The 25,700-nt window shown below is 66.0% G+C and carries 26 protein-coding genes; 16 read left to right on the top strand and 10 right to left on the bottom strand.

Annotated elements, in window-relative coordinates; genetic code table 11:
* Positions 1-8 precede the first annotated feature (8 nt).
* The 4 genes from ACSQ24_RS12655 to ACSQ24_RS12640 are packed head-to-tail and all read left to right on the top strand — an operon-like array spanning position 9 to position 3,564.
* Positions 9-596, top strand: a complete 588-nt coding sequence (locus ACSQ24_RS12655) for a GNAT family N-acetyltransferase (RefSeq protein ID WP_436095014.1) — start codon at positions 9-11, stop codon at positions 594-596.
* On the top strand, positions 593-1,645 hold the full coding sequence (locus ACSQ24_RS12650; protein WP_436095013.1) for a YeiH family protein: 1,053 nt from the start codon (positions 593-595) through the stop codon (positions 1,643-1,645). The genes ACSQ24_RS12655 and ACSQ24_RS12650 overlap by 4 nt, the downstream gene beginning before the upstream one ends.
* Positions 1,646-1,669: 24 nt before the next feature.
* Positions 1,670-2,602 carry a hydroxyacid dehydrogenase gene (locus ACSQ24_RS12645; RefSeq protein WP_436095012.1) on the top strand — a complete coding sequence of 311 codons (933 nt, stop codon included), beginning with the start codon at positions 1,670-1,672 and terminating at the stop codon, positions 2,600-2,602.
* Complete coding sequence (locus tag ACSQ24_RS12640) at positions 2,599-3,564, top strand: Ldh family oxidoreductase (RefSeq protein ID WP_436095011.1); 966 nt, start codon at positions 2,599-2,601, stop codon at positions 3,562-3,564. Before ACSQ24_RS12645 ends, ACSQ24_RS12640 begins: the two co-directional genes overlap by 4 nt.
* Positions 3,565-3,686: 122 nt before the next feature.
* Here the strand turns inward: ACSQ24_RS12640 and ade are convergent, their stop codons facing one another.
* A complete protein-coding gene (gene ade, locus ACSQ24_RS12635) occupies positions 3,687-5,387 on the bottom strand; it encodes an adenine deaminase (protein ID WP_436095010.1) in 1,701 nt (566 codons plus the stop codon).
* Between the two features lie 89 nt (positions 5,388-5,476).
* Here ade and ACSQ24_RS12630 point away from each other — a divergent pair, with 89 nt between their 5' ends.
* From ACSQ24_RS12630 to ACSQ24_RS12615, 4 genes are all read left to right on the top strand, one after another.
* A complete protein-coding gene (locus ACSQ24_RS12630) occupies positions 5,477-6,175 on the top strand; it encodes a metal-dependent hydrolase (RefSeq protein ID WP_436095009.1) in 699 nt (232 codons plus the stop codon).
* Positions 6,176-6,452: 277 nt separating this feature from the next.
* Positions 6,453-6,740: an Asp-tRNA(Asn)/Glu-tRNA(Gln) amidotransferase subunit GatC gene (gene gatC / locus ACSQ24_RS12625; RefSeq protein ID WP_436095008.1), complete on the top strand. Its 288-nt coding sequence runs from the start codon at positions 6,453-6,455 to the stop codon at positions 6,738-6,740.
* A gap of 61 nt (positions 6,741-6,801) precedes the next feature.
* Complete coding sequence (gatA, locus tag ACSQ24_RS12620) at positions 6,802-8,316, top strand: Asp-tRNA(Asn)/Glu-tRNA(Gln) amidotransferase subunit GatA (RefSeq protein WP_436095007.1); 1,515 nt, start codon at positions 6,802-6,804, stop codon at positions 8,314-8,316.
* Positions 8,317-8,537: 221 nt separating this feature from the next.
* Positions 8,538-9,425, top strand: a complete 888-nt coding sequence (locus tag ACSQ24_RS12615; RefSeq protein ID WP_436095006.1) for a PhzF family phenazine biosynthesis protein — start codon at positions 8,538-8,540, stop codon at positions 9,423-9,425.
* A gap of 120 nt (positions 9,426-9,545) precedes the next feature.
* On the opposite strand, the gene ACSQ24_RS12610 is transcribed toward ACSQ24_RS12615, so the two are convergent.
* Together ACSQ24_RS12610 and ACSQ24_RS12605 are read right to left on the bottom strand one after the other, a co-directional pair.
* A complete protein-coding gene (locus ACSQ24_RS12610; protein ID WP_436095005.1) occupies positions 9,546-9,908 on the bottom strand; it encodes an MmcQ/YjbR family DNA-binding protein in 363 nt (120 codons plus the stop codon).
* 174 nt (positions 9,909-10,082) lie between these two features.
* On the bottom strand, positions 10,083-10,220 hold the full coding sequence (locus tag ACSQ24_RS12605; RefSeq protein ID WP_436097882.1) for a DUF1127 domain-containing protein: 138 nt from the start codon (positions 10,218-10,220) through the stop codon (positions 10,083-10,085).
* 195 nt (positions 10,221-10,415) lie between these two features.
* On the opposite strand from ACSQ24_RS12605, the gene ACSQ24_RS12600 reads away from it, so the two are divergent.
* Together ACSQ24_RS12600 and ACSQ24_RS12595 are read left to right on the top strand one after the other, a co-directional pair.
* Complete coding sequence (locus ACSQ24_RS12600) at positions 10,416-11,924, top strand: winged helix-turn-helix domain-containing tetratricopeptide repeat protein (RefSeq protein ID WP_436095004.1); 1,509 nt, start codon at positions 10,416-10,418, stop codon at positions 11,922-11,924.
* Between the two features lie 117 nt (positions 11,925-12,041).
* Positions 12,042-12,452, top strand: a complete 411-nt coding sequence (locus tag ACSQ24_RS12595) for a GFA family protein (RefSeq protein WP_436095003.1) — start codon at positions 12,042-12,044, stop codon at positions 12,450-12,452.
* Here ACSQ24_RS12595 and ACSQ24_RS12590 read toward each other — a convergent pair.
* Complete coding sequence (locus ACSQ24_RS12590) at positions 12,449-13,519, bottom strand: malate/lactate/ureidoglycolate dehydrogenase (RefSeq protein ID WP_436095002.1); 1,071 nt, start codon at positions 13,517-13,519, stop codon at positions 12,449-12,451. The two genes, ACSQ24_RS12595 and ACSQ24_RS12590, sit on opposite strands and share 4 nt — an antisense overlap.
* A 182-nt stretch (positions 13,520-13,701) precedes the next feature.
* Here ACSQ24_RS12590 and ACSQ24_RS12585 point away from each other — a divergent pair, with 182 nt between their 5' ends.
* Positions 13,702-14,097, top strand: a complete 396-nt coding sequence (locus ACSQ24_RS12585) for a HesB/IscA family protein (protein ID WP_436095001.1) — start codon at positions 13,702-13,704, stop codon at positions 14,095-14,097.
* A gap of 6 nt (positions 14,098-14,103) precedes the next feature.
* Positions 14,104-14,484: a TfoX/Sxy family protein gene (locus ACSQ24_RS12580; RefSeq protein WP_436095000.1), complete on the top strand. Its 381-nt coding sequence runs from the start codon at positions 14,104-14,106 to the stop codon at positions 14,482-14,484.
* Here the strand turns inward: ACSQ24_RS12580 and ACSQ24_RS12575 are convergent.
* Together ACSQ24_RS12575 and ACSQ24_RS12570 are read right to left on the bottom strand one after the other, a co-directional pair.
* Entirely contained in the window at positions 14,444-15,502 is a 1,059-nt protein-coding gene (locus ACSQ24_RS12575; RefSeq protein WP_436094999.1) for a GGDEF domain-containing protein, read from the bottom strand. The genes ACSQ24_RS12580 and ACSQ24_RS12575 overlap by 41 nt on opposite strands.
* 97 nt (positions 15,503-15,599) lie before the next feature.
* Positions 15,600-17,066 (bottom strand): DEAD/DEAH box helicase, encoded by a 1,467-nt coding sequence (locus ACSQ24_RS12570; protein WP_436094998.1) that lies wholly within the window; start codon positions 17,064-17,066, stop codon positions 15,600-15,602.
* Positions 17,067-17,331: 265 nt separating this feature from the next.
* On the opposite strand from ACSQ24_RS12570, the gene ACSQ24_RS12565 reads away from it, so the two are divergent.
* Positions 17,332-18,048 carry an alpha/beta fold hydrolase gene (locus ACSQ24_RS12565; protein WP_436094997.1) on the top strand — a complete coding sequence of 239 codons (717 nt, stop codon included), beginning with the start codon at positions 17,332-17,334 and terminating at the stop codon, positions 18,046-18,048.
* 3 nt (positions 18,049-18,051) lie between these two features.
* Here ACSQ24_RS12565 and ACSQ24_RS12560 read toward each other — a convergent pair whose 3' ends face one another.
* From ACSQ24_RS12560 to parE, 3 genes are all read right to left on the bottom strand, one after another.
* Positions 18,052-18,312, bottom strand: coding sequence for a hypothetical protein (locus ACSQ24_RS12560; RefSeq protein WP_436094996.1), 261 nt, complete (start codon positions 18,310-18,312; stop codon positions 18,052-18,054).
* Positions 18,313-18,427: 115 nt separating this feature from the next.
* A complete protein-coding gene (locus ACSQ24_RS12555) occupies positions 18,428-19,342 on the bottom strand; it encodes a LysR family transcriptional regulator (RefSeq protein WP_436094995.1) in 915 nt (304 codons plus the stop codon).
* A 165-nt stretch (positions 19,343-19,507) separates the two neighbouring features.
* Positions 19,508-21,571 carry a DNA topoisomerase IV subunit B gene (parE, locus tag ACSQ24_RS12550; RefSeq protein WP_436094994.1) on the bottom strand — a complete coding sequence of 688 codons (2,064 nt, stop codon included), beginning with the start codon at positions 21,569-21,571 and terminating at the stop codon, positions 19,508-19,510.
* Positions 21,572-21,869: 298 nt separating this feature from the next.
* On the opposite strand from parE, the gene ACSQ24_RS12545 reads away from it, so the two are divergent.
* Together ACSQ24_RS12545 and ACSQ24_RS12540 are read left to right on the top strand one after the other, a co-directional pair.
* Positions 21,870-22,070, top strand: a complete 201-nt coding sequence (locus ACSQ24_RS12545; RefSeq protein WP_436094993.1) for a hypothetical protein — start codon at positions 21,870-21,872, stop codon at positions 22,068-22,070.
* 59 nt (positions 22,071-22,129) lie between these two features.
* Positions 22,130-23,353, top strand: a complete 1,224-nt coding sequence (locus ACSQ24_RS12540; protein ID WP_436094992.1) for a glycosyltransferase family 4 protein — start codon at positions 22,130-22,132, stop codon at positions 23,351-23,353.
* Positions 23,354-23,357: 4 nt separating this feature from the next.
* Here the strand turns inward: ACSQ24_RS12540 and ACSQ24_RS12535 are convergent, their stop codons facing one another.
* Positions 23,358-24,188, bottom strand: a complete 831-nt coding sequence (locus ACSQ24_RS12535; protein ID WP_436094991.1) for an FkbM family methyltransferase — start codon at positions 24,186-24,188, stop codon at positions 23,358-23,360.
* A gap of 75 nt (positions 24,189-24,263) precedes the next feature.
* On the opposite strand from ACSQ24_RS12535, the gene ACSQ24_RS12530 reads away from it, so the two are divergent.
* Positions 24,264-25,667, top strand: coding sequence for a TIGR03808 family TAT-translocated repetitive protein (locus ACSQ24_RS12530; protein ID WP_436094990.1), 1,404 nt, complete (start codon positions 24,264-24,266; stop codon positions 25,665-25,667).
* Positions 25,668-25,700 lie beyond the last annotated feature (33 nt).

Below are 25,700 nucleotides of genomic sequence, written 5' to 3'. Positions count from 1 at the left end.
AGGCAAAAGTGTCGGACAGGATCGTTTCATTGCATGCGCCGGGGCGGGACGTGCTGCCCGCTTATGTCCGGGCGCTGGAAGCGGGCTGGTCGCCGAACACGATGCGCAATGTCGCGCCCGAGCAACTCGCCGCGATTGCGGCCGACCCCGAGGCTTTCGTAGCCGGGCTGAACGGACGCGGTGGCAAGATTCGCCTGCATGACGGCAGCGAGGTCGCGCGCCTGCCGGACATGATCCGCTGGATCGTCGCCGTCGATCAGCCGGAGCGTCCTTTCGTCGGCAGCATCAACCTGCGCTGGCAGGAAGACGAAGCAGGCAGGCCGGTCACGGATTTGCCGCCGCATGTGCTCGGCCATGTCGGCTACACCATCCTCCCGGACCATGCCGGGCGTGGCTATGCCAGTGCAGCCCTGGCGAGCGTGCTCGCCGAGGCGCGCGCCATCGGATTGCCATTCCTGAAGATCACCTGCGACACGCGCAATGCGGCCTCGCGGCGGATCATCGAGAAGAATGGCGGGCGTTTCGTCGAGAGCTTCGTCGCGCCATTCTACGGGCCAGAGGAACGGCTGATGTATCGGGTCGATCTGCAATCATGACCGAAGCAGCTGCCTTGCGTCTGACCAATGGGCTCGGCCGGCTCGTGCCGGGCATCGCCCTGTCGGCGGCGGTGGCGATCGCCTCCGTGCTCGCCGAGCCTGTCCTGAAACAGCTCGCCGGCGGGCGCGTCGGCATCCCGGCCGTGGTGATCGCGCTGGTGATCGGCATGCTCCTGCATCCGATCGCCAACACCAGGCGCTTCGAGCCGGGCATGACCTTCAGCGTCAAGAAGCTGCTGCGTTGGGCGATCGCGCTGCTCGGCCTGCGCGTCGCGCTCGGCGATATCATCGCGCTCGGCCTGGGCACGGCGGTGCTCGTCATCGTCTCCATGGTGGCGACCGTCGTCAGCGGCTTCCTGCTGGCCCGACTGCTCGGCCGCGAGCCCGGAGTCGGCGCCCTGGCAGGCGTCGCCACGGCGGTCTGCGGCGCCTCGGCCGCGCTCGCCACCGCGACGGTGGTGCCCGATTATCGCAACAAGGCCGCCGACACCGCCTTCACCGTGATCGCGATGAACGTGCTCGCGACGATCGCGATGCTGGCCTATCCGCTGCTCTGCGTCTGGCTCGGCCTTTCGCAGCAGCAGACCGGCGTCATGCTCGGCGCAACCATCCACGACGTCGCGCAGGTCGTCGGCGCTGGCCAGGCCGTGTCGGACGATGCGGCGAACGCCGCGGTGATCGTCAAGCTGTTCCGGGTCTTCCTGCTGCTGCCTTCGGTGCTGATCGTCGGCTGGTGGCTGACCCGCCATGGCGAAACCCATGGCGATGCCAAGGTGCCGGTCCCGGTCTTCGCCTTCGTCTTCCTCGTCATGTGCCTGGTCAACAGCGTCCTCAGCACGCAGGCCGGACTGGCGGGCCTTTACCTGCCGCTGCGCGACATCCTGCTCGAAGTCTCGCGCTGGGGCTTGCTGATCGCGATCGCCGCGCTCGGCTTGGGAACCTCGATCGCGGCGATGGCTCGGCTCGGCTGGCGCCACCTTGCCCTCGTCACCGGAACCAGTCTCATCATTCTCGTCGTCGCCACGGGCGGTATCGTCCTGCTCGGCTGAACGGCTCTCACAGCGGAAACAGCCATGACCGACATCGTCATCACCGAATTCATGGACGAGGCGGCTGTGGCGGCGCTGAAGGCGCGCTACAGCGTGCATCATGATCCGGAGCTCTTCGGCAAGCCCGACGAGCTTGCCCGGCTCGTGGCCGACATCCCGGCGCTGATCGTCCGCAACCAGACGCAGGTTCGCGGTGCGCTGCTGGCGGGTGCGAAGAACCTCAAGGTCGTCGGCCGACTCGGCGTCGGGCTCGACAATATCGACATGGAAGCTTGCATAGCGCGCAGAATCCAGGTCTTCCCGGCCACCGGCGCCAACAGCTTGTCCGTGGTCGAGTACGTGATCGGCACGGCGATGACGCTGCTGCGCGGCGCCTATTTCGCCAATGCCGCCATGATCGCCGGCGAGTTCCCGAAGACGAAGCTGATCGGCCGCGAGATCGCCGGCAAGCGCATGGGCCTCGTCGGCTTCGGCGCTATCGCCCGCGACGTCGCTCAGCACGCCAAGGCCCTCGGCATGACGGTTGCCGCCTACGATCCCTATGTTTCCGCCGATGCGTCCGTCTGGCAGGGCATCGAGAAGCTCGAGCTCGACGCTCTGCTTGCAACGTCCGATGTGATCTCGATCCACCTGCCGCTGACGCCCGAAACGCGCGGGCTGATCGGCGAGGCGGCCTTTGCGACGATGAAGCCCGACGCCGTGCTGATCAACGCGGCGCGCGGCGGCATCATGGACGAGGCGGCCCTGGTCGCCGCGCTGAAGGGCGGGCGTCTCGGCGGCGCGGCGCTCGACGTCTTCGAGCAAGAGCCGCTCAAGGCCGAAGGCGCAAAACTCTTCGCCGGCGCGCCGAACCTGATCTTGACCCCGCATATCGCCGGCAACACGGTGGAATCGAACGGGCGCGTCTCCGGCCTCGTCGCCGAGCGCGTCATCGCGGCGCTGGAGGGGCGGACATGACGCGGCTCTCGCTGGTTGAGGCCGAGCAGAAGGTTGCGGAGCTCTTCATCGAGGCCGGCACCTCGCCCGCCAACGCCGCCTCGGTCGCGCTAGCCCTGGTCATGGCCGAGGCCGACGGGCTGAAGGGACATGGCCTGTCGCGCGTGCCGACCTACCTCTCGATGCTGCGCTCCGGCAAGATCGACGGCCAGGCCGTTCCGATCGCGCGCCAGCCCAAGCCCGGCGTGCTGGCGATCGACGCCGCCCATGGCTTCGCCTATCCGGCGATCGACCTCGCGGTGATCGAGTTGCCGGAGATCGCCCGCAAGCAGGGCATCGCCGCAGCCCCGATCCGCCGCTCGAACCATTGCGGCGCCGCCGGCCTGCATGTCGAGCGGCTGGCCGAGCAGGGGCTGGTGGCGCTGCTCTTCGCCAATACGCCCGGCGCGATGGCGCCCTGGGGCGGCGCCAAGGCGATTTTCGGCACCAATCCGATCGCTTTTGCCGCGCCGCTGGCTGGCCGCGAGCCGCTGGTGATCGACATGGCGCTGTCCAAGGTGGCGCGCGGCCCGATCGTCGCGGCGAAGCAGAAGGGCGAAAGCATTCCGGAAGGCTGGGCGCTCGACGCCGCTGGCAACCCGACCACCGACCCGGCGGCGGCGATCGCCGGAACCATGGTGCCGCTCGGCGACGCCAAGGGCGCGACGCTCGCCATGATGGTCGAGATCCTCGCCGCGGCACTGGTCGGCACCCATTTCGCCTTCCAGGCCTCGTCTTTCCTCGACGACACGGGCGGCCCGCCCGATACCGGCCAGCTCATTCTCGCCATCGACCCTGCAGGCATGGGCGGCAACTGGTTCGCCGAACGCATGCGGATGCTGACGCATGCGATCGAGGAGCAGCCGGGGACGCGGCTGCCGGGTGTCAGGCGGCTGGGGCTGCGGGCCAAGGCGCGGGCCGAGGGGATCGAGGTCGATCTCTGAGACAGGCCGTCATGCTCGGGCTTGACCCGAGCATCTCAGGCCGGTCGAGGCGCTGACCAGCACCATCTCGTCATGAGATTCTCGGGTCTGCGCTTTGCTGCGCCCGAGAATGACGGTTCCGATCACACGAAATCGAATCGATCAACGTCGACAAGCCCTTTGTCGGTGATCTTCAGATACGGGATCACCGGCAGGGTCAGGAAAGCGACCTGCAGGAAGGGCTCGGCCAAGACGACGCCGAGCGCCTTCGCCGCCGCGCGCAGGCCCTCGAGCCCATGCCGCACCGTCTCGAAAGGCTGATCGCTCATCAGCCCGGCGACGGGAAGCGCCAGTTCGGCCACGACCTCGCCGCCATCGGCCACCGCAAAGCCACCGCCGGTCTCGATCAGCCGGTTGGCCGCCGCCGCCATCGACGCCTCGTCGACGCCGACGACACAGAGGTTATGGCTGTCATGGCCGACCGAGGAGGCGATGGCGCCATGCTTCATGCCGAAGCCATGGACGAAGCCGGTGGCGATACCGCCATTGCGGCCATGGCGCTCGATCACCGTGACCTTGACCGCATCCTGATCGAGATCGGGCAATGCGAGGCCATCCTGCGTTGGCAGGCGCATCGCTAGCCGTTCTGTGATGATCCGGCCAGGCACGACGCCGATGACGGGCGTCTCGCCGTCGCGAGCCTTCGCCGCGAAATCCTCCGGCGCGAGCTTGCGGCTGCGAACGCTGTGCAAACCAACCGGTGAAACCGCCTTCCGATCGGCGAACAGCTCGTCCTCGACCAGCCTGCCGCCGGCGAAGACCTGCCTGACGCGGCAGGCGGCGAGATCGTCGACCAGCACGATGTCGGCGCGCTTGCCCGGCCCGATGAATCCGCGGTCGAACAGGCCGAAATTCCGCGCCGCCGAGAACGAGGCGACGCGATAGGTCGCGAGCACGTCGGCGCCGTGTGCGATCGCAGTGCGGATCATGAAATCGAGATGGCCTTCCTCGGCAATGTCGAGCGGGTTGCGGTCGTCGGTGCAGAAGGCGAGGAAGGGCGAGGCGTCGCGCGTGATCAGCGGGATCAGCGCATGCAGGTCCTTCGAGACCGAGCCTTCGCGGACCAGGATCGCCATGCCCTTGGCCAGTTTTTCGCGGGCTTCTTCGGCGGTCGTGGTCTCGTGGTCGGTGCGGATGCCGGCGGCGAGATAGCCGTTGAGATCGAGACCGCGGACCAGCGGCGCATGGCCGTCGATATGCCGGTGCGAGAAGGCTTCGAGTTTGGCAAGGCAGCCGGGATCGCGGTGGAGCACGCCGGGGAAATTCATGAACTCGGCAAGGCCGATCACCTTGGGATGGTCCATGAACGGGGTGAGGTCGGCTGCCTCGAGCGCAGCGCCGGCGGTCTCCAGATGCGTCGCCGGCACGCAGCTCGATAGCTGCACGCGCAGATCCATGCGCATCTCTTCGGCGCAGGCGAGGAAATAGCGGATGCCCTCGGCGCCCAGCACGTTGGAGATTTCGTGCGGATCGCAGATCGCGGTGGTGACCCCGTGCGGCAGCACGCAGCGTTCGAATTCGAGCGGCGTCACCAGCGAGGATTCGACATGCAGATGCGTGTCGATGAAGCCGGGCACGGCGATCAGGCCGGTGGCGTCGAAGCTCGCCTTGCCCTCGTAGCGGCCATGGGTGCCGACGATCGTGTCGCCGCAGAGCGCGATATCGGTTTCGACCAGATCGCCTGAGACGAGATCGAACAGCTGCGCGCCGCGGATGACGAGGTCGGCCGGCTCATCGCCGCGACCCTGGGCGATCCGGCGGGCGAGGGTGGCTGCATCGGTCATGGGCGTGGGCTCCGGGTTAAGGCCGGCTTGGCTACGCCATCTCGCCGGCCTAGACAGGCGCTGTCCAGTCGCCTTTCGCGGAGACCATCATGCAGCTCACCTGGTTCGGCCATTCGGCCTTTCGGCTCGACCTGCCCGGCGCCTCGGTCCTGATCGACCCGTTCTTCACCGGCAATCCGGCCTTCGATGGCGATATCGCGGCTGCAAGCAAGGGCGTCAGCCATATCGTCGTCACCCATGGCCATGGCGATCATGTCGGCGACACGCTCGCCATCGCGGCGGCGAACGATGCGACCGTGATCACCAATTACGACCTGTGCATGCACCTCGCCTCCAAAGGGCTGAAGAAGTTCGAGCCGATGAACACCGGCGGAACCGTCGATCTCAGCGCCTTCTCGGTGACGCTGGTCCGGGCCGATCATTCCGCCGGCATGGGCGAAGCGGGGGTGGCCGTTCCGGTCGGCAACGCCAACGGTGCGATCATCAAGGCGCCTGGTGAGAAGACGCTCTGGCATATGGGCGACACCGACATATTCGCCGACATGGCGCTGCTCGCCGAGATCCACGGCGTCGAGATCTGCATCTGCCCGGTCGGCGACCGCTTCACCATGGGCGCGAAGACGGCGGCGCTGGCGATGAGCCGCTTCGTCAAGCCGAAGGTCGCGATCCCCTGCCATTACGGCTCGTTCCCGATCATCGCCCAGGACGCGGCGATCTTCGTCGAGGGGCTGAAGGGCAGCGGTATCGAGGCGCTAGTGCCGGAGAAGGGCAAGGCGGTGGCGGTTTGAGGGGCCGAAGCTTTTTCTAGTGAGGCGCGGGGAACCCTCTCCTGGAAGGAGAGGGCAGGGTGAGGTGCGGGAGATTAGACCAGTTCCGCGAGCGCTCACCGCGCGCTCAGGTTCAGGCCAACGTTTCCAGCCCGAACACCTCACCCCTACCCCTCTCCTTACAGGAGAGGGGATCCCGCGCTTGGCTTGAGGCGTGTTGCGGGCTGGCTGCGCCCGCCGTATAGCCCGTGACCACACATCATGTTCGCCAGTGCCGCGAAGTTTCAGGAGCCCGCCCATGTCGGTCGATGCCGCCACCGTCAAACGCGTCGCGCATCTCTCGCGCATCGCCGTCGATGATGCGGATGTGCCGAAGCTGCAAGGCGAGCTCAACGCCATCCTTGGCTTCGTCGAGCAGCTCAACGAGGTCGATGTCACAGGTGTCGAGCCGATGACCTCGGTTACTCCGATGGTGATGAAGAAGCGCCAGGACGTGGTGACCGACGGCGAGATCGCCGCCGAGATCGTCGCCAATGCGCCGGCTTCCGAGGACGACTACTTCATGGTGCCGAAGGTGATCGAGTGAGCGCCTGAGGCGCTCCGCTCACCCTCATCACTCGACCGCATATGTTTTACGGATATTCCCCGTGACCGACCTCACTCGCCTGACCCTGACCGAAGCCCGCGACGGGCTGAAGGCCAAGCAGTTCTCCGCCACCGAGCTCACCAAGGCCCATATCGCCGCCGTCGAGCAGGCGAGGGCGCTGAATGCCTATGTGCTGGAAACGCCTGAGCACGCCTTGAAGCAGGCCGCGGCCTCGGATGAGAAGCTCGCAAAGGGCGAAGCCGGCCCGCTCGAAGGCCTGCCTCTTGGCATCAAGGACCTGTTCGCGACCAAGGGCGTGCGCACCACCGCCTGCTCGCGCATCCTCGGCAATTTCGTGCCGCCCTATGAGTCGACCGTCTCGTCGCAGCTCTGGCGTGACGGCGCCGTCATGCTCGGCAAGCTCAACAATGACGAGTTCGCCATGGGCTCGTCGAACGAGAGCTCGGCCTTCGGGCCAGTGGTCAATCCCTGGCGCCGCCAGGGCTCCAACGTCGGAGCAGGGCCTGCCGGTGCGATCGAGGGCAACCATCTCGTTCCTGGCGGCTCCTCTGGCGGCTCGGCTGCGGCCGTCGCCGCGCATCTCTGCCTCGCCGCGACCGCGACCGACACCGGCGGCTCGATCCGCCAGCCCGCCGCCTTCACCGGCACGGTCGGCATCAAGCCGACCTATGGCCGCTGCTCGCGCTGGGGCATCGTCGCCTTCGCCTCCTCGCTCGACCAGGCCGGGCCTATCGGCAAGACCGTGCGCGACTGCGCCGTGATGCTGCGCTCCATGGCCGGGCACGATCCGAAGGACACCACCTCGGTCGATCGGCCGGTGCCGGATTACGAGGCCTCGGTCGGCCGCTCGATCAAGGGCATGAAGATCGGCATCCCCCGGGAGTATCGCCTCGAAGGGCTCAACCCCGAGATCGACGCGCTCTGGCAGCAGGGCATCGACTGGCTGAAGGCGGCCGGCGCCGAGATCGTCGAGATCTCGCTGCCGCACGCCAAATACGCGCTGCCGGCCTATTACATCGTCGCCCCGGCGGAGGCTTCGTCCAATCTCGCCCGCTATGACGGCGTCCGCTATGGCGTGCGCGAGCAGGGCCGCGACATCGTCGAGATGTACGAGAAGACCCGCGCTGCCGGCTTCGGCGCCGAGGTCAGGCGCCGCATCATGATCGGCACCTATGTGCTGTCCTCGGGCTATTACGACGCCTACTATCTCCGCGCCCAGAAGGTCCGCACGCTGATCAAGCGCGATTTTGAAGCTGTCTACGACCAGGGCGTCGACGCGGTTCTGACACCTGCCACGCCATCCGCCGCCTTCGGCATCGGTGAGAAAGGCTCGGCCGATCCGGTCGAGATGTATCTCAACGACGTCTTCACGGTGACGGTGAACATGGCCGGCCTGCCGGGCATCGCCGTGCCGGCTGGGCTCGACAGCCAGGGCCTGCCGCTCGGCCTGCAGCTGATCGGCCGGCCTTTCGACGAGGAGACGCTGTTCTCGCTTGGCCGGGTGATTGAGGAGGCCGCCGGCCACTTCCCGGTCAGTGAGCGCTGGTGGGCGTGAGCGGGCTCCAACGGCCTCCCGTCCACTCCTAGTCATTCCGGACGGAGCGAAGCGGAGATCCGGAATGGGTCCCGGGTCTTCCTGTGGTCGCCCGGGACGACTCGGAAAGGTTGAGCAGAGATCAGTCACCGCCGCTTGATCGATCGCATTTCGATTCCTGATTTCCCGACGGCCGCTTCCGGTGCCAGTCTCCGCGCCTGATCAGGCTGCCGGAGACCGCCATGCCGTCCTATCCGTTCGAGACCGTCGACGTCTTCACCAACAGCCGCTTCGGCGGCAACCAGCTCGCCGTTTTCACCGATGCGCGCGGCCTCTCGGATGCCGAGATGCAGGCGCTGGCGGCGGAGATGAACTACAGCGAGACGACCTTCGTGCTGCCGCCGAGCGATCCGGCGAATACGGCGCGCGTCCGCATCTTCCATCGCACCGCCGAGATGCCCTTCGCCGGCCACCCCAATGTCGGCACGGCCTGCGTGCTGGCAGGCCATGGCCGCGACCGTGACGGCATCCTGTTGTTCGAGGAGCTCGCCGGATTGGTCGAGGTTCGCATTGCGCGCGATGCCGCCGGGCTGGTGACGGGCGCGACGATCGCTGCGCCCCAGGCGCTTTCGCTCGACATCCAGCTGCCGGCCGACGCCATAGCGGCCTGCGCCGGCCTTGCGATCGAGGACGTCCTCACCGGCCGCCATCCGCCGCAGCAGGCCTCGGTCGGCGTCAAGTTCGTCCTCGCCGAGGTGACACCCGAAGCCCTGACGCAGGCGATGCCTGATATCGCGGCCTATCGTCGCCTCGAACAGGCCTATCCGGCTCTGGAGAAGCGCCTGTCGATCTTCTTCTATGCCTGGGATGGCGACAACGTCCGCGCCCGCATGTTCGCGCCGCTCGCCGGAACCTGGGAGGATCCCGCGACCGGCAGCGCCAGCGCGACCTTGGCGGCACTGACCTTGTCTCTCTCCGATAAGGACAGCGTCGCCTTTGACATCATCCAGGGCGTCGAGATGGGCCGGCCGAGCCTCTTGCACGTCGCGGCGCGGCGCGTCGACGGCGAAATCCGCGCGACCGTCGGCGGCGGCTGCGTGCCGGTGCTGCGCGGCGAGGCCACGGTATGACGGGCTCGTCATGCTCGGGCTTGTCCCGAGCATCTCAGGCCGGGGCAGGCTCCTGATGACGCTTTCTCGTCCCGAGATTCTCGGGTCTGCGCTTTGCTCCGCCCGAGAATGACGAGGCCTTCAGCTGCCGAGCCCCAGCTCCTTGCGGAGCTTGCGCGTCAGCCCCGCTGCGACCAGCCGGTGGCTCTCGCGCAGATAGTCGCGAAAGGCGTCGTCCGGCAGGCTCTCGTCGGAGAAGCGCTGGATCCACTTGATCCCGCGCGAGGCCAGGTAAGGCGCAGGGCGGCAGCCCGGCGCATCGCGCAGCATCTCGTAGGCCATGGGCGAGCATTTGAATGAGACGAAGAGCGCGCCTTCTGCGTCGTCGCGGCCGAGCGCGAACACCTTGCCGCCGACCTTCCAGACATCGGCGCCGCCCCATTGCATGACATGCGTGGTCGCGGGCAGGGCGGCGCAGAAGGCGTTGTATTCAGCGAGAGTCATGGCGTCCTGATATCGCGGAGCGGCAACGCTGCATCTTTGCCGCATTCGCCCGAGAGCAGGATGCGAAAAAGTGGAAACCGGTTTTTCGCATAGATCCTGCTCTAACTTTTTGATGAGAGACGGATTCAGATTTCAAGCGGAATCGCAAGGGATTCCACTTGAAATCATCCGGCTCTAGCGCTGCCAGAAGCGTTTGGCGATCTCCGTTTCGACCTGCTGTCTCGTCAGGCCGATATCGTTGAGCAGATGTGGGTTCTCTTGCGACATCTGCGCGAGTTTCCAGCGCGAACGGATGCGCTCGCGCCAGGTCATGATGATGCTTCGCAAAGGCGCAGGGCCGTAGCGCCGATGCGGGTCGGAAGCGTGGTTCATGGCAACCTCCCCGTGGTTCGAGAGGCCGGAGGCCCCAAAACTGAAGGAGGTTTAGTTCTGCGGCATGCGGGCAGCACCGTCCTTAAGCGCGGCCAAAGAGTTCCAAAAACCTCCAAACCGGCTATGGATTCACCCATGCAGGGATCGCGTTTTGCCTTTGGGCCGTTCGTGCTCGATTCGGGCGCAGGAACGCTGCTTCGGAACGATGTCCCGGTTACTGCCGGCTATCGCGCGGTGAAGTTGCTTGCGGCGCTCGTCGCGCGGCCAGGCGAGATACTCGGCAAGGCCGAACTGATGGATGCGGCATGGCCGGGCACGGCCGTGGAGGAAGGCAATCTCACCGTCCAAATCGCGCAGCTGCGCAAGCTGCTCGGTGCATCTGTCGACGGCGGCGAATGGATCGCCACGGTCCCGCGCATTGGCTACCGCTTCACGGGGGCGGTCAAGGAGATCGGTGAGGCCAGGCGAAAGCCTTTGCCTCTGCCCAGCAAGCCATCGATCGCTGTGCTGCCATTCGTCAACCTCGGCAACGATCCCGAGCAGGAATCCTTCGCGGACGGGCTGACCGAGGACCTGATCACCGACCTGTCCAGGACCTCTGACCTGTTCGTCATCGCCCGCAACTCGGCCTTCGCCTACAAGGGGAAGGCGAGGGACGTGCGCGCGATCTCTGAGGAGCTCGGTGTGCGCTACCTGCTGGAAGGCAGCGCAAGGCGCGCTGCAGGGCGCGTGCGCATCAACGCGCAGCTGGTCGATGCTGTCAGCGGCGAGCACCTCTGGGCGGAACGCTTCGATCGCGGCCTGGACGACATCTTCGCCGTCCAGGACGAGGTCACGGCCCGGATTGTCGAGGCCCTGCTCGGCCGGCTGCGAATGCCGCCGCCGCGGCAGCGGCCGAAGAGCCTCGAAGCCTATGATCTCTGCGTGCGTGCGCGCCGGCTGATGGACGACACGCCTCGGGCGGCACAGGAAGCGCATCTGCTGCTGACGCGCGCTGTGACGCTCGATCCCGACTACGCCGAGGCCTATCGCTGGCTCGCTTTGAACCACTGGATGGGATGGGTACATTCCGGCGGACCGACAGAGGCGTCCCGTGGCATCGCCTTGGAACTGGCGCGCAAGGCCGTGGCGATCGATCCGGGCGATGCCGGCTGCCGTTGGGCACTGGCCTATCTGCTCGCCTACGAGCGTGACTTTACCGAGGCGGATACGGAATTCGCCAAAGCGATCGAACTCGATCCGAACGAGGCCGATGCCTGGGCTGCCCTGTCCGACATCACGGTACTGGCCGGGCGGATCGACGAAGGCCTCGAGCACATCCGCAAGGCCTTCCGGCTGAACCCGTTTCCGGCGAGCTGGTACTATCTGCCGCTCGGCCAGGCGCTCTACGCGGCCGGCGAGCATCAGGCCGCGGTTGAGGCGCTGCGCCGGGACGAGACCCATCGGACGAGCTCGCGCCGTTTCCTGGCGGCGAGCCTCGCCCAGCTTGGCCGGGTCGACGAGGCGCGCGCGGAGGCCGAGCTTTTCCTGGTCGGCAATCCGGATTTCAGCATCCGCCACTGGGCCGCGATGGAGCCATTTCGCGATGTCGCGATGCGCGAGCGCTTTGTCGAGGGCTTCCGCAAGGCCGGCCTTCCGGAGTGATGAAGCCGGCTCCGGCTATCTAGACTGAGGCGGTGTCAGGCTGGTCCTTCAGGAACCAGCCCGTGCTAGGCTCGTTGGTCTGCCGCTGGCGACGGTGAAAACCCGAGGGCGACACAAATGAAACTCTCCGGTGGCTGCAATTGCGGACAGGTCCGCTACGAACTCGACGGCGAGCCCATCCGCGTCGGCATCTGCCATTGCGAGACTTGCCGTAAGAGTTCCGGCTCGACCTTTTCCTATTTCGGGATTTGGCCGAGGCGCGCCGCAACCCTGTCGGGTGAGCTCGGATGCTGGCAGAGCAGGGCAGGAGGCGAGCGCTTCTGCCCGACATGCGGCTCCCCGCTCTTCTGCTGGGCGGATGATTCCGACGAGATCGAGATCAAGCTTGGCACTTTGGACAGCCCGCCCAGCGCGCTCGTACCGGCCTATGAGCTCTGGACCATCCGCCGCGAGCCATGGCTGGCGCACCAGAAAGGCGCCGAACAGCATACGCGCGATCGCGAACGGTCAGGACCTAACGCCGGTTAGAAGCGCTCGGCGTCGACGCCATGAGCGTGGGCGGCTGCGACGATCTGCGACCAGGTCTCGTCGTCGAGCGGGATGCCGTCGCGCTCCCGTTCGATCCTTGTCGCACGCTCCTTGTCGCCGGGCGCCAGCACGGGCTGCGACGGATCCTGCGGCGCGGCGGCGCGGACGAAAGTAAGATAGCTCTCGATCCGCTGCTGACGCAGGCTCGCATCCGGCTCGAGCCGGGCCGGGTCGATCAGCACGCCGAACAGCGAGTTGATGATCCAGCTCTTGTGCGGCTTCTCGTCGATACGCGCAGCACCCATCAGCCCAGCTGACAGCAATTCGGCGATCAGCGAGAGGCCGGCGCCCTTGTGGTCGCCGAAGGGCAGGAGAGCACCCAGCGGCAGGTCCGGCTGCAGGAAGACGTGCCTCGGTTCGGTAGTCGGGCGGCCCTCGCCATCGATGATGTAGCCCTCCGGCACGTCGACGCCCTTGTTGAGTGCGACGCGGGCCTTGCCATGCGCCATCCGGCTGGTGGCGAAGTCGAGAATCAAAGGCTCGCCGCCCGGTACTGGAAGGCCGATCGAGATCGGATTGGTGCCGAATCGCGCCTCCTTGGCGGCAAAGGGCGCGACGATCGGCGGCCGGCCGGCGACATTGACCCAAAACACCGAGATAAGCCCGGCAGCCGCCACGACCTCGGAATAATGGCCGATGCGGCCGATATGATGGGAGTCGAGCAGGTTGAGCACGGCGACGCCACCGGCCTGCGCGATCGTGATGGCACGGTCGACCGCGTTGCGGGCGGTCGGCTGCCCGAGTGCGACATTGCCGTCGGCGATCAGGAAGGGGCCGGCTTCGCTGCGGATGCTGAGCTTGGCCTCCGGCTTCAGATTGCCGTCGGCGAGCGAGTTGAAATAGAGCGGCAGCATGCCGATGCCGTGGCTGTCATGGCCGCTGAGATTGGCGAGCACCAGATGCTCGGCCGTCTCTTTCGCTTCATCCTCGCTCCAGCCGGCGGCTGTGATCATGGCGCGGGTGAGGGCGCGAAGCGCGTCGGGACGGTGCAGACGATACGAGGGCATGGCGATCTGTCGGATATGAAGACGGTAAGGGCAGAGTGCACGGGCCTGCACGCCATGCAATGGACGCAAGCAAATGGCGCCGTCCCGGCCGGTGCATCTCGACGTAGCGCTCACCAATCCTTATGTTGCTGTCTGCAATCCTGTTTTCACCGGACCTTGAATCCGGTCGAGGAGGGACGAGGATGTTTTCGATACCTGGCCTCAAGGTGGTCTCGCTGACCGATGCCGCCGCGACCCGCATTCGCGCGATCATGGCGCAGTCGAGGCGTGACGATCCGAAGGCGCCCGCGCTCGGTTTGCGCGTCGGCGTCAAGAAGGGCGGCTGCGCCGGCATGGAATACACCTTCGAGGTCGCCCGCGCGGTCGCGAAGGGCGACGAGGTCGTGACCGAGAAGGACGCGACGGTGATCGTCGACGCCAAGGCGGTGCTGTTCCTGCTCGGCACCGAACTCGATTTCAAGAGCGACCGCTTCTCCTCGACCTTCGTCTTCAACAATCCGAACCAGGTCTCGGCCTGCGGCTGCGGCGAATCGGTTGAGATCAAGCCGCGCGCGGAAAGCGCGATGGCGGCCCAGTAGCCGCGCATGGACATTGCCGCTGTCGCGGAACTGTTCGCGCCGGTGGTGTCGGTTCGTATGCGCCGTATGTTCGGCGGACTGGGCGTTTATGCCGGAGAGGCCATGTTCGCGCTCGCCTTCGATGGCGAGATCTTCCTCAAGACGACAGACGCAACCCGGCCGGAATTCCTGGCGGCCGGCAGTGAGCCTTTCCGCTATATGGCGCGCAGCCGCGAGCGCGAGATCGGCTATTGGCGCTTGCCGGCGATAGCCTTCGACGATGAAGACGCCTTGCGCCGCTTCACCGAGCTCGCGCTGGCGGCGGCGCGCGAGGCCGCGCTCAAGAAGAGCGCCGGCGCCAAGCCGCTCAAGCGACCTTCGCGGCGTCCAGGATCGCGTCCTCGGTGATGGTGCGATTGCGGCCGTCCCGCTTGGCCTGCAGCAAGGCATTGTCGGCGCGCTCGACGATCGAGCTCGCCGTGTCGCCGCGTCGATAGACCGCGACGCCGAGCGAGATGGTGATCCGCCCGAGACTTTCGTTGGTCGAGCGCTTCACCAGTTCGCGGGTGAGCAGCGCCTGACGAACGGTCTCGGCGCCGAACTTGCCGGCGACGACATCGGCTTCCGGCAGGATGATGGCGAACTCCTCGCCGCCGAAGCGGGTGATGATCGCCTTGTCCTTGAACTTGTCCTTCATCGTCTTGGCGACCAGCCGCAATACCTGATCGCCGGTCAAATGGCCGTGCATGTCGTTGAAGTGCTTGAAGAAATCGATGTCTGCCATGACCAGCGCGAAGGGCTCGCGCCGCAGCGTCGCCTGATCGATCGCCTTCTGCAGCATCTCCTCGAAATGACGGCGATTGGCGAGGCCGGTGAGGGGATCTGTCAAGGCTTCGGCTCGCGTCGATTCCAGAGCTTCGCGCAGATTGTGGATTTCGTGGGCGCTTTCCCGAAGCTGGGTTTCGAGCTGGGTCTTGCGCGCGACCTCCTCGCGCGTCGACAGCACCAGCGCCTCGACCCATTCGCGCAGCTTGTGCCGGTCGGCCGAGGGCGGAACCTCCTCCGTCATGGCGCAGAGCCGGCCATGGTACTCCTCGCTGGAGCTGAGTGCCCGATCGACCAGAGCCATCATGCTGTCGATCTCGGCGAGCACTTGCAAACTGGTGCGCTCGGCCTGGCGCGAGATACGGTCGGTGCTGATGAATTTATCGTAGAGCGTGTCGATGTCGGCGGCGCCGACCTCGCCATTGCTTGCAGCGATCACGGCGTTCATCGCCATGCTCAGCGCCGGCATCTCGCCGCTGAGATGCGCGTACCAGACTTCGAAGGCGCGGGGATAGCCCGGCGAATAATGCTGACGCATCGCCGCGACGACCTGTTCGGCGAGGTCGTGAGCTTGCGGCAAGCCCGATCGGCTGGCTGTCATGACGTCCTGTCCCCGCCGGCTGCGAAATTCTTCCGCAGCCGCTACGCGGCGATCCTAGGACGATCGAGGTTAAAGCAAGGTTGCTGTGAAGCGCGGTTCAGCCGGCGCGGACGGGGCGCATCAGGAAGGCCGGAACGTGGTCGCCGAGGCCCTTGACCTGCGGCCCGTCGTCGAGATCGTCGCGGCGCGGGTTGCGGGGCCGCTCGCTGCCGCGACGCGGCGCGGCATTGTCGGATACAGGCTCGCGGCGGGGCGGGCGCTCGCGGGGCGGCGCAGCCTCGCGGGCCGGGGCAGCCTCGCGGGCAGGCGCCGGCTCGGTCTTTGCCTCGCCGCGCGGCGGCCTGCCATCACGTCCGCCGCGTTGCGGGCGGCCGCCTTTTCGGTCGTCGCCACGGCGGCCGCGGCGCTCCTCGCGCGGCTCACCCGGCGGAAGCGCGTCGAGGCCGGGACCTTCCCACTCGATGCTCTTGCCGGTCAGCTTCTCGATCGCCGCGACGAGCTTTTCATCATGGCGGGTGACGATGGAGAAGGACGCGCCCTCACGGCCGGCTCGGCCGGTACGGCCGATGCGGTGGACATAGTCCTCGGCATGGGTCGGCACGTCGAAGTTGAAGACGTGGCTGACTGCCGGGATGTCGAGGCCGCGGGCGGCGACGTCGCTCGCCACCAGAATCGGAAACTCGCCGGTGCGGAAGGATTCAAGCGCCGCCATGCGGGCGTACTGGTCCATGTCGCCATGCAGCGCAACAGCGGGAAAGCCATGGCTCTGCAGGGACTTATGCAGCGTTGCTACATCGCGCTTACGGTTGCAGAAGACGATGGCGTTCTGCAGGTCCTTGGCTTCGCGGATGAGCTTGCGCAGGGTTTCGCGCTTTTCAAAGTCCTGACTGTTCGAGGCGATCAGGCGCTGGGTGATGGTGGTCGCTGCGGTCGCCGGGCGGGAAGCCTCGATACGGATCGGGTTGTGCAGGAACTGCTCGCTGATCCGGGTGATCTCCGGCGGCATGGTCGCAGTGAAGAACAGCGTCTGCCGAGTGAAGGGCACCAGCTTGCAGACCCGCTCGATGTCGGGGATGAAGCCCATGTCGAGCATGCGGTCGGCCTCGTCGATGACGAGCAGCTCGACGCCGGTGAGCAGGAGCTTGCCCCGCTCGACATGGTCGAGCAGGCGGCCGGGCGTCGCGATCAAGACGTCGACGCCGCGGGTGATCTTGGCGTCCTGATCGCCGAAGGAGACGCCGCCGATCAGCAATGCGACCGAAAGCTTCTGGTTGACGCCGTAGCGGGTGAAGTTCTCTTCGACCTGGGCCGCGAGCTCGCGGGTCGGCTCGAGGATCAGCGTGCGCGGCATCCGGGCGCGGGCGCGGCCGTTTTCCAGGATCGTCAGCATCGGCAAGGTGAAGGCGGCGGTCTTGCCGGTGCCGGTCTGCGCGATCCCGAGCACGTCCTTGCGGGCGAGCACGTGGGGAATGGCCTGGGCCTGGATGGGGGTGGGCGTCGTGTAGCCGGCGGTGGTGACCGCCGTGAGTACCTTATCGCTCAGGCCGAGTTCGGCAAAAGACATCGATGGTAGCGCTTCTCAAGGGTCGGTGACACGTGGCGGGATGACCGATCGACCGCAACGGTGGCGCGACTTTGTTTGCTGCGCGCCTTCGGACGCCCGTGCAATGCAGAAAAAACAGGGCAAAGTCAACATTCTAGAGCCGGTTCCGATCAGCTTGCACCGCAAGACTGATCGGTAAGAATGGTTTCCATCCTAATGTGAGAGACAGATCACTGGTCAGATTGAGGCGATCTGATCAGATCTGGCGCGCCGAGATCAGTGGAGAATGAGCGCTGTGACGATGAAGATACCGGAATCTCTGGTCCTGATCCCGGGGCTGAATTGCACGCCTGCACTCTACGCGCCGCAATGGCCGGCCCTGGCGACCGGCCGCCAGATTCTCGTCGCCGAGACCACCGCAGACGACACCGTCACCGCCATGGTCGAGCGGCTGCTGGCGGCCGCGCCTGAGCGCTTCGCGCTGTGTGGGCTCTCAATGGGCGGCTACATTGCCCTCGACGTGATGCGGCGCGCGCCGGAGCGCGTGACGCGGCTTGCCTTGCTCGACACCACGGCCAAGCCACCGACTCCGGAGACCAACGCGCCGCGCGAGCAAATGATCGCGTTGGCGCAGAAGGGCGCGTTCGACAATGTCGTGACTCTGCTCTGGCAGAAGCTGGTCGCGCCAGACCGCCTCGCCGACGAAGCGCTGCGGCTCGAAGTGAAGGCGATGGCCGAGGCGGTCGGCCCAGCAGGCTTCATCCGGCAGCAACGCGCCATCATGGGTCGTCCCGATGCCCGGCCGGTTCTCGCGACGATCTCCGTCCCAACCCTGGTCGTCGTCGGCGCGGAGGATGCGATCACGCCGCCTGAAGAAGCGCGCGAGATCGCCGCTGGCATCGGAGCGAAGGCGCGCTATCTGGAGGTGCCGGGCTGCGGTCACCTGTCGACGCTGGAGGCGCCGCAGGTCGTCACGCCGGCTCTGCTCGACTGGCTCGGCTGAGCCTCAGCGAGGGATCACGCAAGGGTCGAGTTTCGTATCATTGGCGCGCTTGACGATCGATCCCGTGGTGAGCGGGTCGAAGGACTGGCCCTTGGCAGCTGCGTTCGCGGCTTGACGCATCGCATCCCGATCGAGTTGGGCCGTCTGGCTCGAGACGAAGTTGGCGGCGATGACGGAAAGGAACGCGATCGCGGCGCCGGCCTTGGCGATGTCGGCGACCATGGTACCGCGCTGGTTGCGCAGGAAGGCGATGACGAGGCGCATCGCTGCTCTCCGAGCTTGCAAGACAAGGCGCCAGGCGCCGATGAGGAAATCTTGCGCCGGCTGCTGTAAAAACTTGGTTAGCGAGGCCTGACGGCCGCTGATGGAAATTGATCCATCATGAGCGCCCCTCGAGCCTGCCACGATGCTCGCGGAACAGTTTGCGTAGTGCCTCCAGCACCGCCAGCACGGCCGGGCGCTGACGGCCGGTCTCATGCGAGACCAGGAAGATCTCGTCGGCGGTCTCATCTGGAGGCTCCTCCAGACGGATCAGTGCGGCATCAGTGTCGGCCAGGAAGCAGGGCGCCATCGACACGGCGCCCGATGAGCGGATGCTCTCATAGCGCGCGGCAGAATCGCCGACCCGGGCGGCGATCGGCCGGCCGGCGGCCCAGGCGAGGATATGCTGCTCGATCCGCGACGAGACGTCCCGGCTGACCGAGATGATCGGCGCCGTTGCCGGGTCGCTGTCGCGGCGTACATAGAAGGCCTGCGCCAGCCTGCCGACTTTCTGGCCGAAATAGCCTGCGCCCTCCGGCGGCCTGCGCATGCGGATCGCGATCTCGGCCTCTCCCTGGGCCAGATCGAGGCGTTCGCGCGTGCTGAGAATGACGATCTCGACGCCCCCTGCCGCGGCCGAAAGCCGGGTCGCATGTTGCGTCAGGAACAGGCTGATCGAGGTGGTCGCGGTCACGCGGACCGGCGCATCATCCCGGGCGCGCGCAGATGTCGCCCGCGCCTCGAAGCGTGCAACGGCTTCGGCTGCGGCAGCTGCGTCAGCAGCCAGCGAAAGGCCGATCGCGGTCGGGATCAGGCGATTGGCGCCGCGGCGGAACAGCGGCAGGCCAAGCCGTGCCTCGAAAGCTTTGAGGCGCCGCGCAACAGTCGTCTCGCTCAGCCCGAGCGCAGCCGCCGCCAGAGCCAGCCCACCGCTGGAGGCGATGGCGTGGAGGATCTCGATATCGGCCCAGAGCGAGCCTTGGGTTGAAATCTGGGCATCGCGTCGAGATGGAGTGGCAGCAGGCTCGCCCATGCGCTCAGCGGCCAGAGCTCGGACGCGGGATGGGGTCGCGGAGAAATGTCATGGTCGGCATCGTGCGGATCGGTCGGCATGCGCGCAGGGTGGGCGCATGGCGATCGCGACACAGCCCGGCGAGCTTGCGGGGGTGCCCGGCATGCAGGGCGCCACCGGGCTGCCTCACAGGTCGATCAACTCGCCGGCAAAGGCAGCCCGCTCCTGGATGAAGAGGAAGCGTGCCTCCGGCTTGTTGCCCATCAGCCGTTCGACCGTGTCGGAGGTCTCTTCCTTGTTCTCATGGTCGACCATGACCTTGAGCAGCGTGCGCTTGCTCGGGTCCATGGTGGTTTCCTTGAGCTCGGCCGGCATCATCTCGCCCAGGCCCTTGAAGCGGCCGATCTCGGGCTTCTTGCCCTTGAAGACGGTCTCGATCAGCTCGTCCTTGTGGGCATCGTCACGGGCATAGACCGACTTGGTGCCATGACGCAGCCGATAGAGCGGCGGCACCGACAAATAAAGGTGGCCCTTCTCGATCAGGCGCGGCATCTGGCGCCAGAAGAAGGTGACCAGCAGCGAGGCGATATGGGCCCCGTCGACGTCCGCGTCGGTCATCACGATGACCTTCTCGTAACGCAGGTCGTCCTCGCGGAACTGGCTGCCGATGCCGCAGCCCAGCGCCAGGATCAGGTCGGCGAGTTGCTGATTGGCATTGAGCTTCTCACGCGTCGCATTGGCGACGTTGAGGATCTTGCCGCGCAGGGGCAGGATCGCCTGATTGGCGCGGTTGCGCGCCTGCTTGGCCGAGCCGCCGGCCGAATCGCCCTCGACGATGAAAAGCTCGGAACCTGCCGCGCCGGCATTGCTGCAATCGGCGAGCTTGCCCGGCAGCCGGAGCTTGCGCGTTGCGGTCTTGCGCGAGACCTCCTTCTCGAGCCGGCGGCGCAGGCGCTCCTCGGCGCGGTCGACCGACCAGTCGAGCAGCTTCAGCGCCTGCTGCGGCGAGGCCGCGAGCCAATGGTCGAAGGCGTCGCGCATCGCGTTCTCGACGATGCGGGCGGCTTCCAGCGTCGCCAGCTTGTCCTTGGTCTGGCCCTGGAATTCGGGCTCGCGGATGAAGACCGAGAGCATGGCGGCGCAGGTCGCCATCACGTCGTCGGCAGTGACCTGCGCCATCCGCTTGCTCTGGCCGATGCGCTCGGCATGGTCGCGCAGGCCGCGCAGCAGCGCGATGCGCAGGCCGGACTCGTGCGTGCCGCCCTCGGACGTGGGAATCGTGTTGCAATAGGAGGACGAGAACCCGTCCTCGCCGGTGGCGAGCCAGGCGATCGCCCATTCGAGCGAGCCGTGGCCGCCTTCCTTCGTGATCTTGCCGGAAAAAATCGGCTCGGCGACCAGGTCCTTGCCCTCGATTTCGCGGGCGAGATAGTCGCGCAAGCCGCCCGGGAACTTGAAGACGGCTTCGGCCGCGACGTCGCCTTCGGCCTTGAGCAGGGAGGGCGCGCAGCGCCAGCGGATCTCGACACCGCCAAAGAGATAGGCTTTCGAGCGGGCCATGCGGAACAGCCGCGCCGGAACGAAATGCGCGCCTTCGCCGAAGATCTGCGCATCGGGATGGAAGCGCACGCGGGTGCCGCGCCGGTTCGGCGCCCGGCCGACCGTTTCAAGCGGGCCCTGAGGAATGCCGCGCGAGAAAGTCTGGCGATAGAGCGTCTGACCGCGCGCGACCTCGACCTCGAGCAGATCGGACAGCGCATTGACCACGGAGACGCCAACGCCATGCAGGCCGCCCGAGGTTTCGTAGACCTTGGAGTCGAACTTTCCGCCGGCATGCAGGATCGTCATGATCACTTCGAGCGCCGATTTGTCCGGAAATTTCGGATGTGGGTCGATCGGGATGCCGCGGCCATTATCCGTGACGGCGAGCGAGCCGTCGGCGAAGAGCTCGACGTCGATGAAGCTGGCATGGCCCGCCACCGCCTCGTCCATAGCGTTGTCGATCACCTCGGCGAAGAGGTGGTGCAAGGCCCGCTCGTCAGTGCCACCGATATACATGCCGGGCCGGCGCCGGACCGGCTCCAGCCCCTCGAGCACTTCGATGGTGGAAGCGTCGTAGCCGGCCTCCGATGGCGTGCCGACGCGCGGGGCGGGGGCAGGGCGCGCAGCCGGTTTCGGCGCAGGGGTGGGCGCGGGCGCTTCTGCGCGCGCATCCTTGCCGCTGTCATCGCCGAAGAGGTCGTCCGTCATCGCCACCGCACTCGCTGATTCGCTTTGTCCGCAGGATATCGTATCGGCCCGACGGCCGCTTGCCGGAGCCCTATAACCCGGCCTTCATCCGCAATAAACCGATCGGGATGCCGCCGAAAGTCAGGAACGACGAGGCCGTCGCCCAATCGTCATCCAGCGATGGCACAGCCGACCTGTGGAACCCCGCAGCCACTCGCCGGTTCAGCTGCCGTTAACGGCAGCGGTCTCATCATCGGCAGGCGAATCGGGACTAGGCTCGGCCGCGCATTCGGCTAAGCTGGTATGGGGAGAAGGTCACGTGGCGTCGCGTTCCGCAATACCCAAGATTCGCATCGCCGGCCTCGAGCGGGCCGCGCGCTTTGCCGGCGAGTCCTTCGCGTATGAGGAGCTGTCCGGCTTCGAGCGGCGGCACGATGCCGAGACCACTCAGCTGCGCCGGCTCTGGTGGGCTGCCGCCGTCGTCGCCCTGATCGGCCTGGCCGCCGTCGCGCTGCGCTGAATCGCCGTCAGCGCTTCCTCAATCTTTGAGGGCTAAAGAGCTTCTGTGGGAGGCTCGACATGCGCGTTGTCATCATCAGCGATTTCGGCTTGGTCAATGGCGGCGCCGCCAAGGTTGCAATCGAGAGCGCGCGCGGGCTTGCCGAGGCGGGCGTCGAGATCGTCTTCGCTTGTGCGATCGGCCCTGTCTCGGATCGGCTCGACCATCCGCTTATCAGCGTCGAGCTCTATCCTGGCGAAGAGATCTGGCAGGTCGGCAGCAAGGTGGCCGCCACGCGCCAGGGCATCTGGAACGCCGCGGCTCATGCCTTCCTGAGCGATCTGCTCGCGCGCCAGCCGCGCGGCGAGACGTTGGTGCACCTGCATCAATGGACCAAGGCCTTCAGCCCGGCAGCGATCGCGGCGGCCGGCGAGAGCGGGCTTCCCGTCGCGATCACCATGCACGACTACTTCTCGTTCTGCCCGGTCGGCGGCTATTTCGATTTCAAGGCCGGAGTGCCTTGCCGGCAAAAGCCGATGTCGGTCGGCTGCATCGCCGCAAATTGCGACCGCGCGTCCTATGTCCACAAGCTGGTGCGGGTCGCCCGGCAGTGGCGTTCGGACGAGGCGATGCGCAAGCTCCGGGCGCCGCTCTTCATCCATGTCAGCGACTTCGCCCGCCGCTTCGCCGAGCCCTTCCTGCCAGCGCAGGCGCGGCATGTCGTGGTCGAGAACATGATGGAGGCGCAGAAGCGCAAGCCGGCGGATGTCGCGAAGAACCGGCATGCGCTGTTCCTGGGCCGGTTCACGCAGGAGAAAGGCGTCCTGCGTTTGGCTGAGGCGGCGCGCGAGGCAAGCATGCCGCTACGCCTGGTCGGCGATGGTGACGATCTGATCAAGGCTGAGATCGCGCGGCTCAACCCAGAGGCCGTCTTTGCCGGTTGGGCGCCGCCCGAGGCGGTCGCAGACGAGTTGCGGGCCGCGCGCTGTCTCGTTGCGCCGTCGCTATGGTACGAGACCGGCCCCCTGACCGTCCTGGAGGCAATGGCGCAGGGCGTGCCAGTCGTCCTGACCCGCAACATGGGCGCGGCCGAGCGAGTTTCGGACGGCCGTGACGGCATGGTCCTTGAGGTTGCCGAGGTCCTGCTGCTGCGCGCCGGTCTGGAGACATTGGTCGAGGATGCCACAGCCCGACGGTTGGGGCGCGCCGCTCATGCGGCTTATTGGGCCAATCCGTTGACGCTCGAACGGCATGTCCGGCATCTCCTCGACGCATACGGCGCTGCGCAAGCGGCTGCTGCCTGACGTTTCACCTCAGATCCTGGACAGCAGCGAGCAGATTTGCCGAATAGCTTGGAGGGCTGTCGATCCGTTCGATCGAGCAGCGATGCCCTGCGGCCAGTCGAATGACTTCGCGAAGCACGGGCGCGGCCTCTGTGGCATTGTGACGGAGTTCGTGGAGCCGCTCATAGCCGCAGGCGCGCAGGACGCTCCAGGCCTGTTCGCCGAGTTGTCGCGAGTTGCTCTCGAAGGCCACGACAGGTCTGTGCCGTTTCAATGTTTGCTCGAGACCCTGGAATACGGCATGTTCGAAGCCCTCGACGTCGCATTTCACGAAACTGATCCGGCTGCCGCTAAGATCGATCTCGCCCAACAGGGCGTCGCCTTGGCGTACGGGTAGCGTCCGATCGCCTTTGCCTCTGGCGAAGGTGCCGCTGCCGTCATTGCCATCCTCATGGAAGGAAAAGGGCAATTCGGCGTCCTCCGTGCCGAGACCGGCTTCGATCACCCGCACATTGATGCAGGCGTTCAAGGCGAGATTGGCCCTCAATATCGCGCTCATATGCGGGTTGGGCTCGAAGCAGACCACCTGCTCGAACAGGCTCGACCAGATCACGGCGTGATTGCCGATATTGGCGCCGATATCGAGGCAGATTCCATCTGCCAACCCCTGTCCTCTGACCATCCGGCTCAGGCAATCGAGCTCCTCCCGTTCGTAGAGCCCGTTGGTGAGGACAGCCAAACCGACATGCTCATGTGGCACAACGGCGAGGCGAGGGGAGGTCGAGCGCAGGCTTTTCCACTGGCTCCGCACCAGAGCCTTGATGGCCAGGTCTCTTAGTCGAAACAGCACGCCCATACTTATCCCCGTCGCTCAAAACGCCTGCATAACAACGCCGTCTTTCAGACACGCTCAGCAACAAGGACGATCCAAATGCCCGGATATCGTGAATTCGACGACGTGGTGATTGCCGATCCCGCTACGCCGCCCCCCTCTGGTTTCACCAGCGCGACGATCGGTGTTGTGATCAACGCCGCGCGGACTGCAGGCAAGCCGCTCCAGGTCCGACCAGGAAGCTATGACATTTCGAACGTTGATATTCTGACAACGAACGGGGCCGGCCGCGGCATCGAGGTGACCTGCCCGGCCGGAGCTGCGACGTTCCGCCTTACCGGCGGTAATTACGGCTTGCGCGTCAGTGGCCAGCGCGGGATGCGCTTCCGAAACATCACGTTCGACGGCCAGAACCTGAGCCTGCCTTCCTACAGCGCACCCAACATGATTACGGTCGCCGCGGGTGTCGTCACGCTAGACAATGCGAGAGATGTCTCCTTCCACAAGTGCTCCTTCATAAACACAGTCAAGGCCGGCGGCGAGCCGACCGGCGCCTACAAGGCCGGCCTGCTTTGCGTCAACGATTCCCAGCCGACCGTTGCCGAGTGCACCTTCGACAACGTCGATATCGCAATCTGGTCCTTCAGCTCCGAGACGATCATCGACGGCTGCAGAATCACTGGCGCCAAGAACAACGGCATCGCCGTTTGGGGGACGGTCGGCAGCGGCGGCAATCTTTCCGTCATCCGCAACAACACGATCAACTTCGTCGCGAGCGACTATGGCACCGGCGCCAACGGCAACGGCGTTGCGGTCTATCTGGCGAATGACGTTTCGATCAAAGGCAACATCATCCTGAACTGTGACTTCTCGGCGGTTCGGATCAATGGCGGCTCGCGCTGCGCCATCGCCGACAACACGTGCTGGAACATCAGGGAGGGGTGCCTCTACTATGAGGCGCCGGGAGCAGGTCAGGACGGCACGGGTGTAACTATCGTCAACAACAAGGTCGATACGGCCGGCGACGGAATCTATGTCACCAATTCCGGCTATTTCGGCGACGGAACGGCGCGCAGGGCTGTCATCCAGGGGAACCAGATCAGCAATCTGTCGTCGAACGCGATTCCAGGTTCCGGCGGGATCGGATCGTATTCGACCATGGCGATCGGCGTGACGGTCGAACAGGACTGCGTGATATCCGGCAACATCGTCGAGAGCGCGCTCGGCGGCATCAAGCTTGGAGTGGCGCAGGGCGCGCGTGATCTGGTCTGTGACGGCAATCTGCTGCGGCAATGCGGCGTCGGGATCGCATTCTCGGCCAATGCGTCCGCCGGCAAGATGGTGATCTCGAACAATGTCATCACGGGCTCCGGCGGTAACGCCATCGTCTCCGCAACGACGATCGGGCTCACGCCTCCGCTCGTCAGCTACAATGCCAACACCCTATCTCAAACTGCCGGCTCCAGCTCGCAGATCCTGATCGCGCATAATCGCGCGTCCTGATCTCCCCCGAGCCAACAAAAAAACCGGGGCATC

It is taken from the genome of Allobosea sp. LjRoot237, from assembly GCF_964253285.1.
Lineage (GTDB): Bacteria > Pseudomonadota > Alphaproteobacteria > Rhizobiales > Beijerinckiaceae > Allobosea.
Note: the sequence above shows the minus strand (reverse complement) of the source record. Positions and strands in the feature narration are given on the sequence as shown.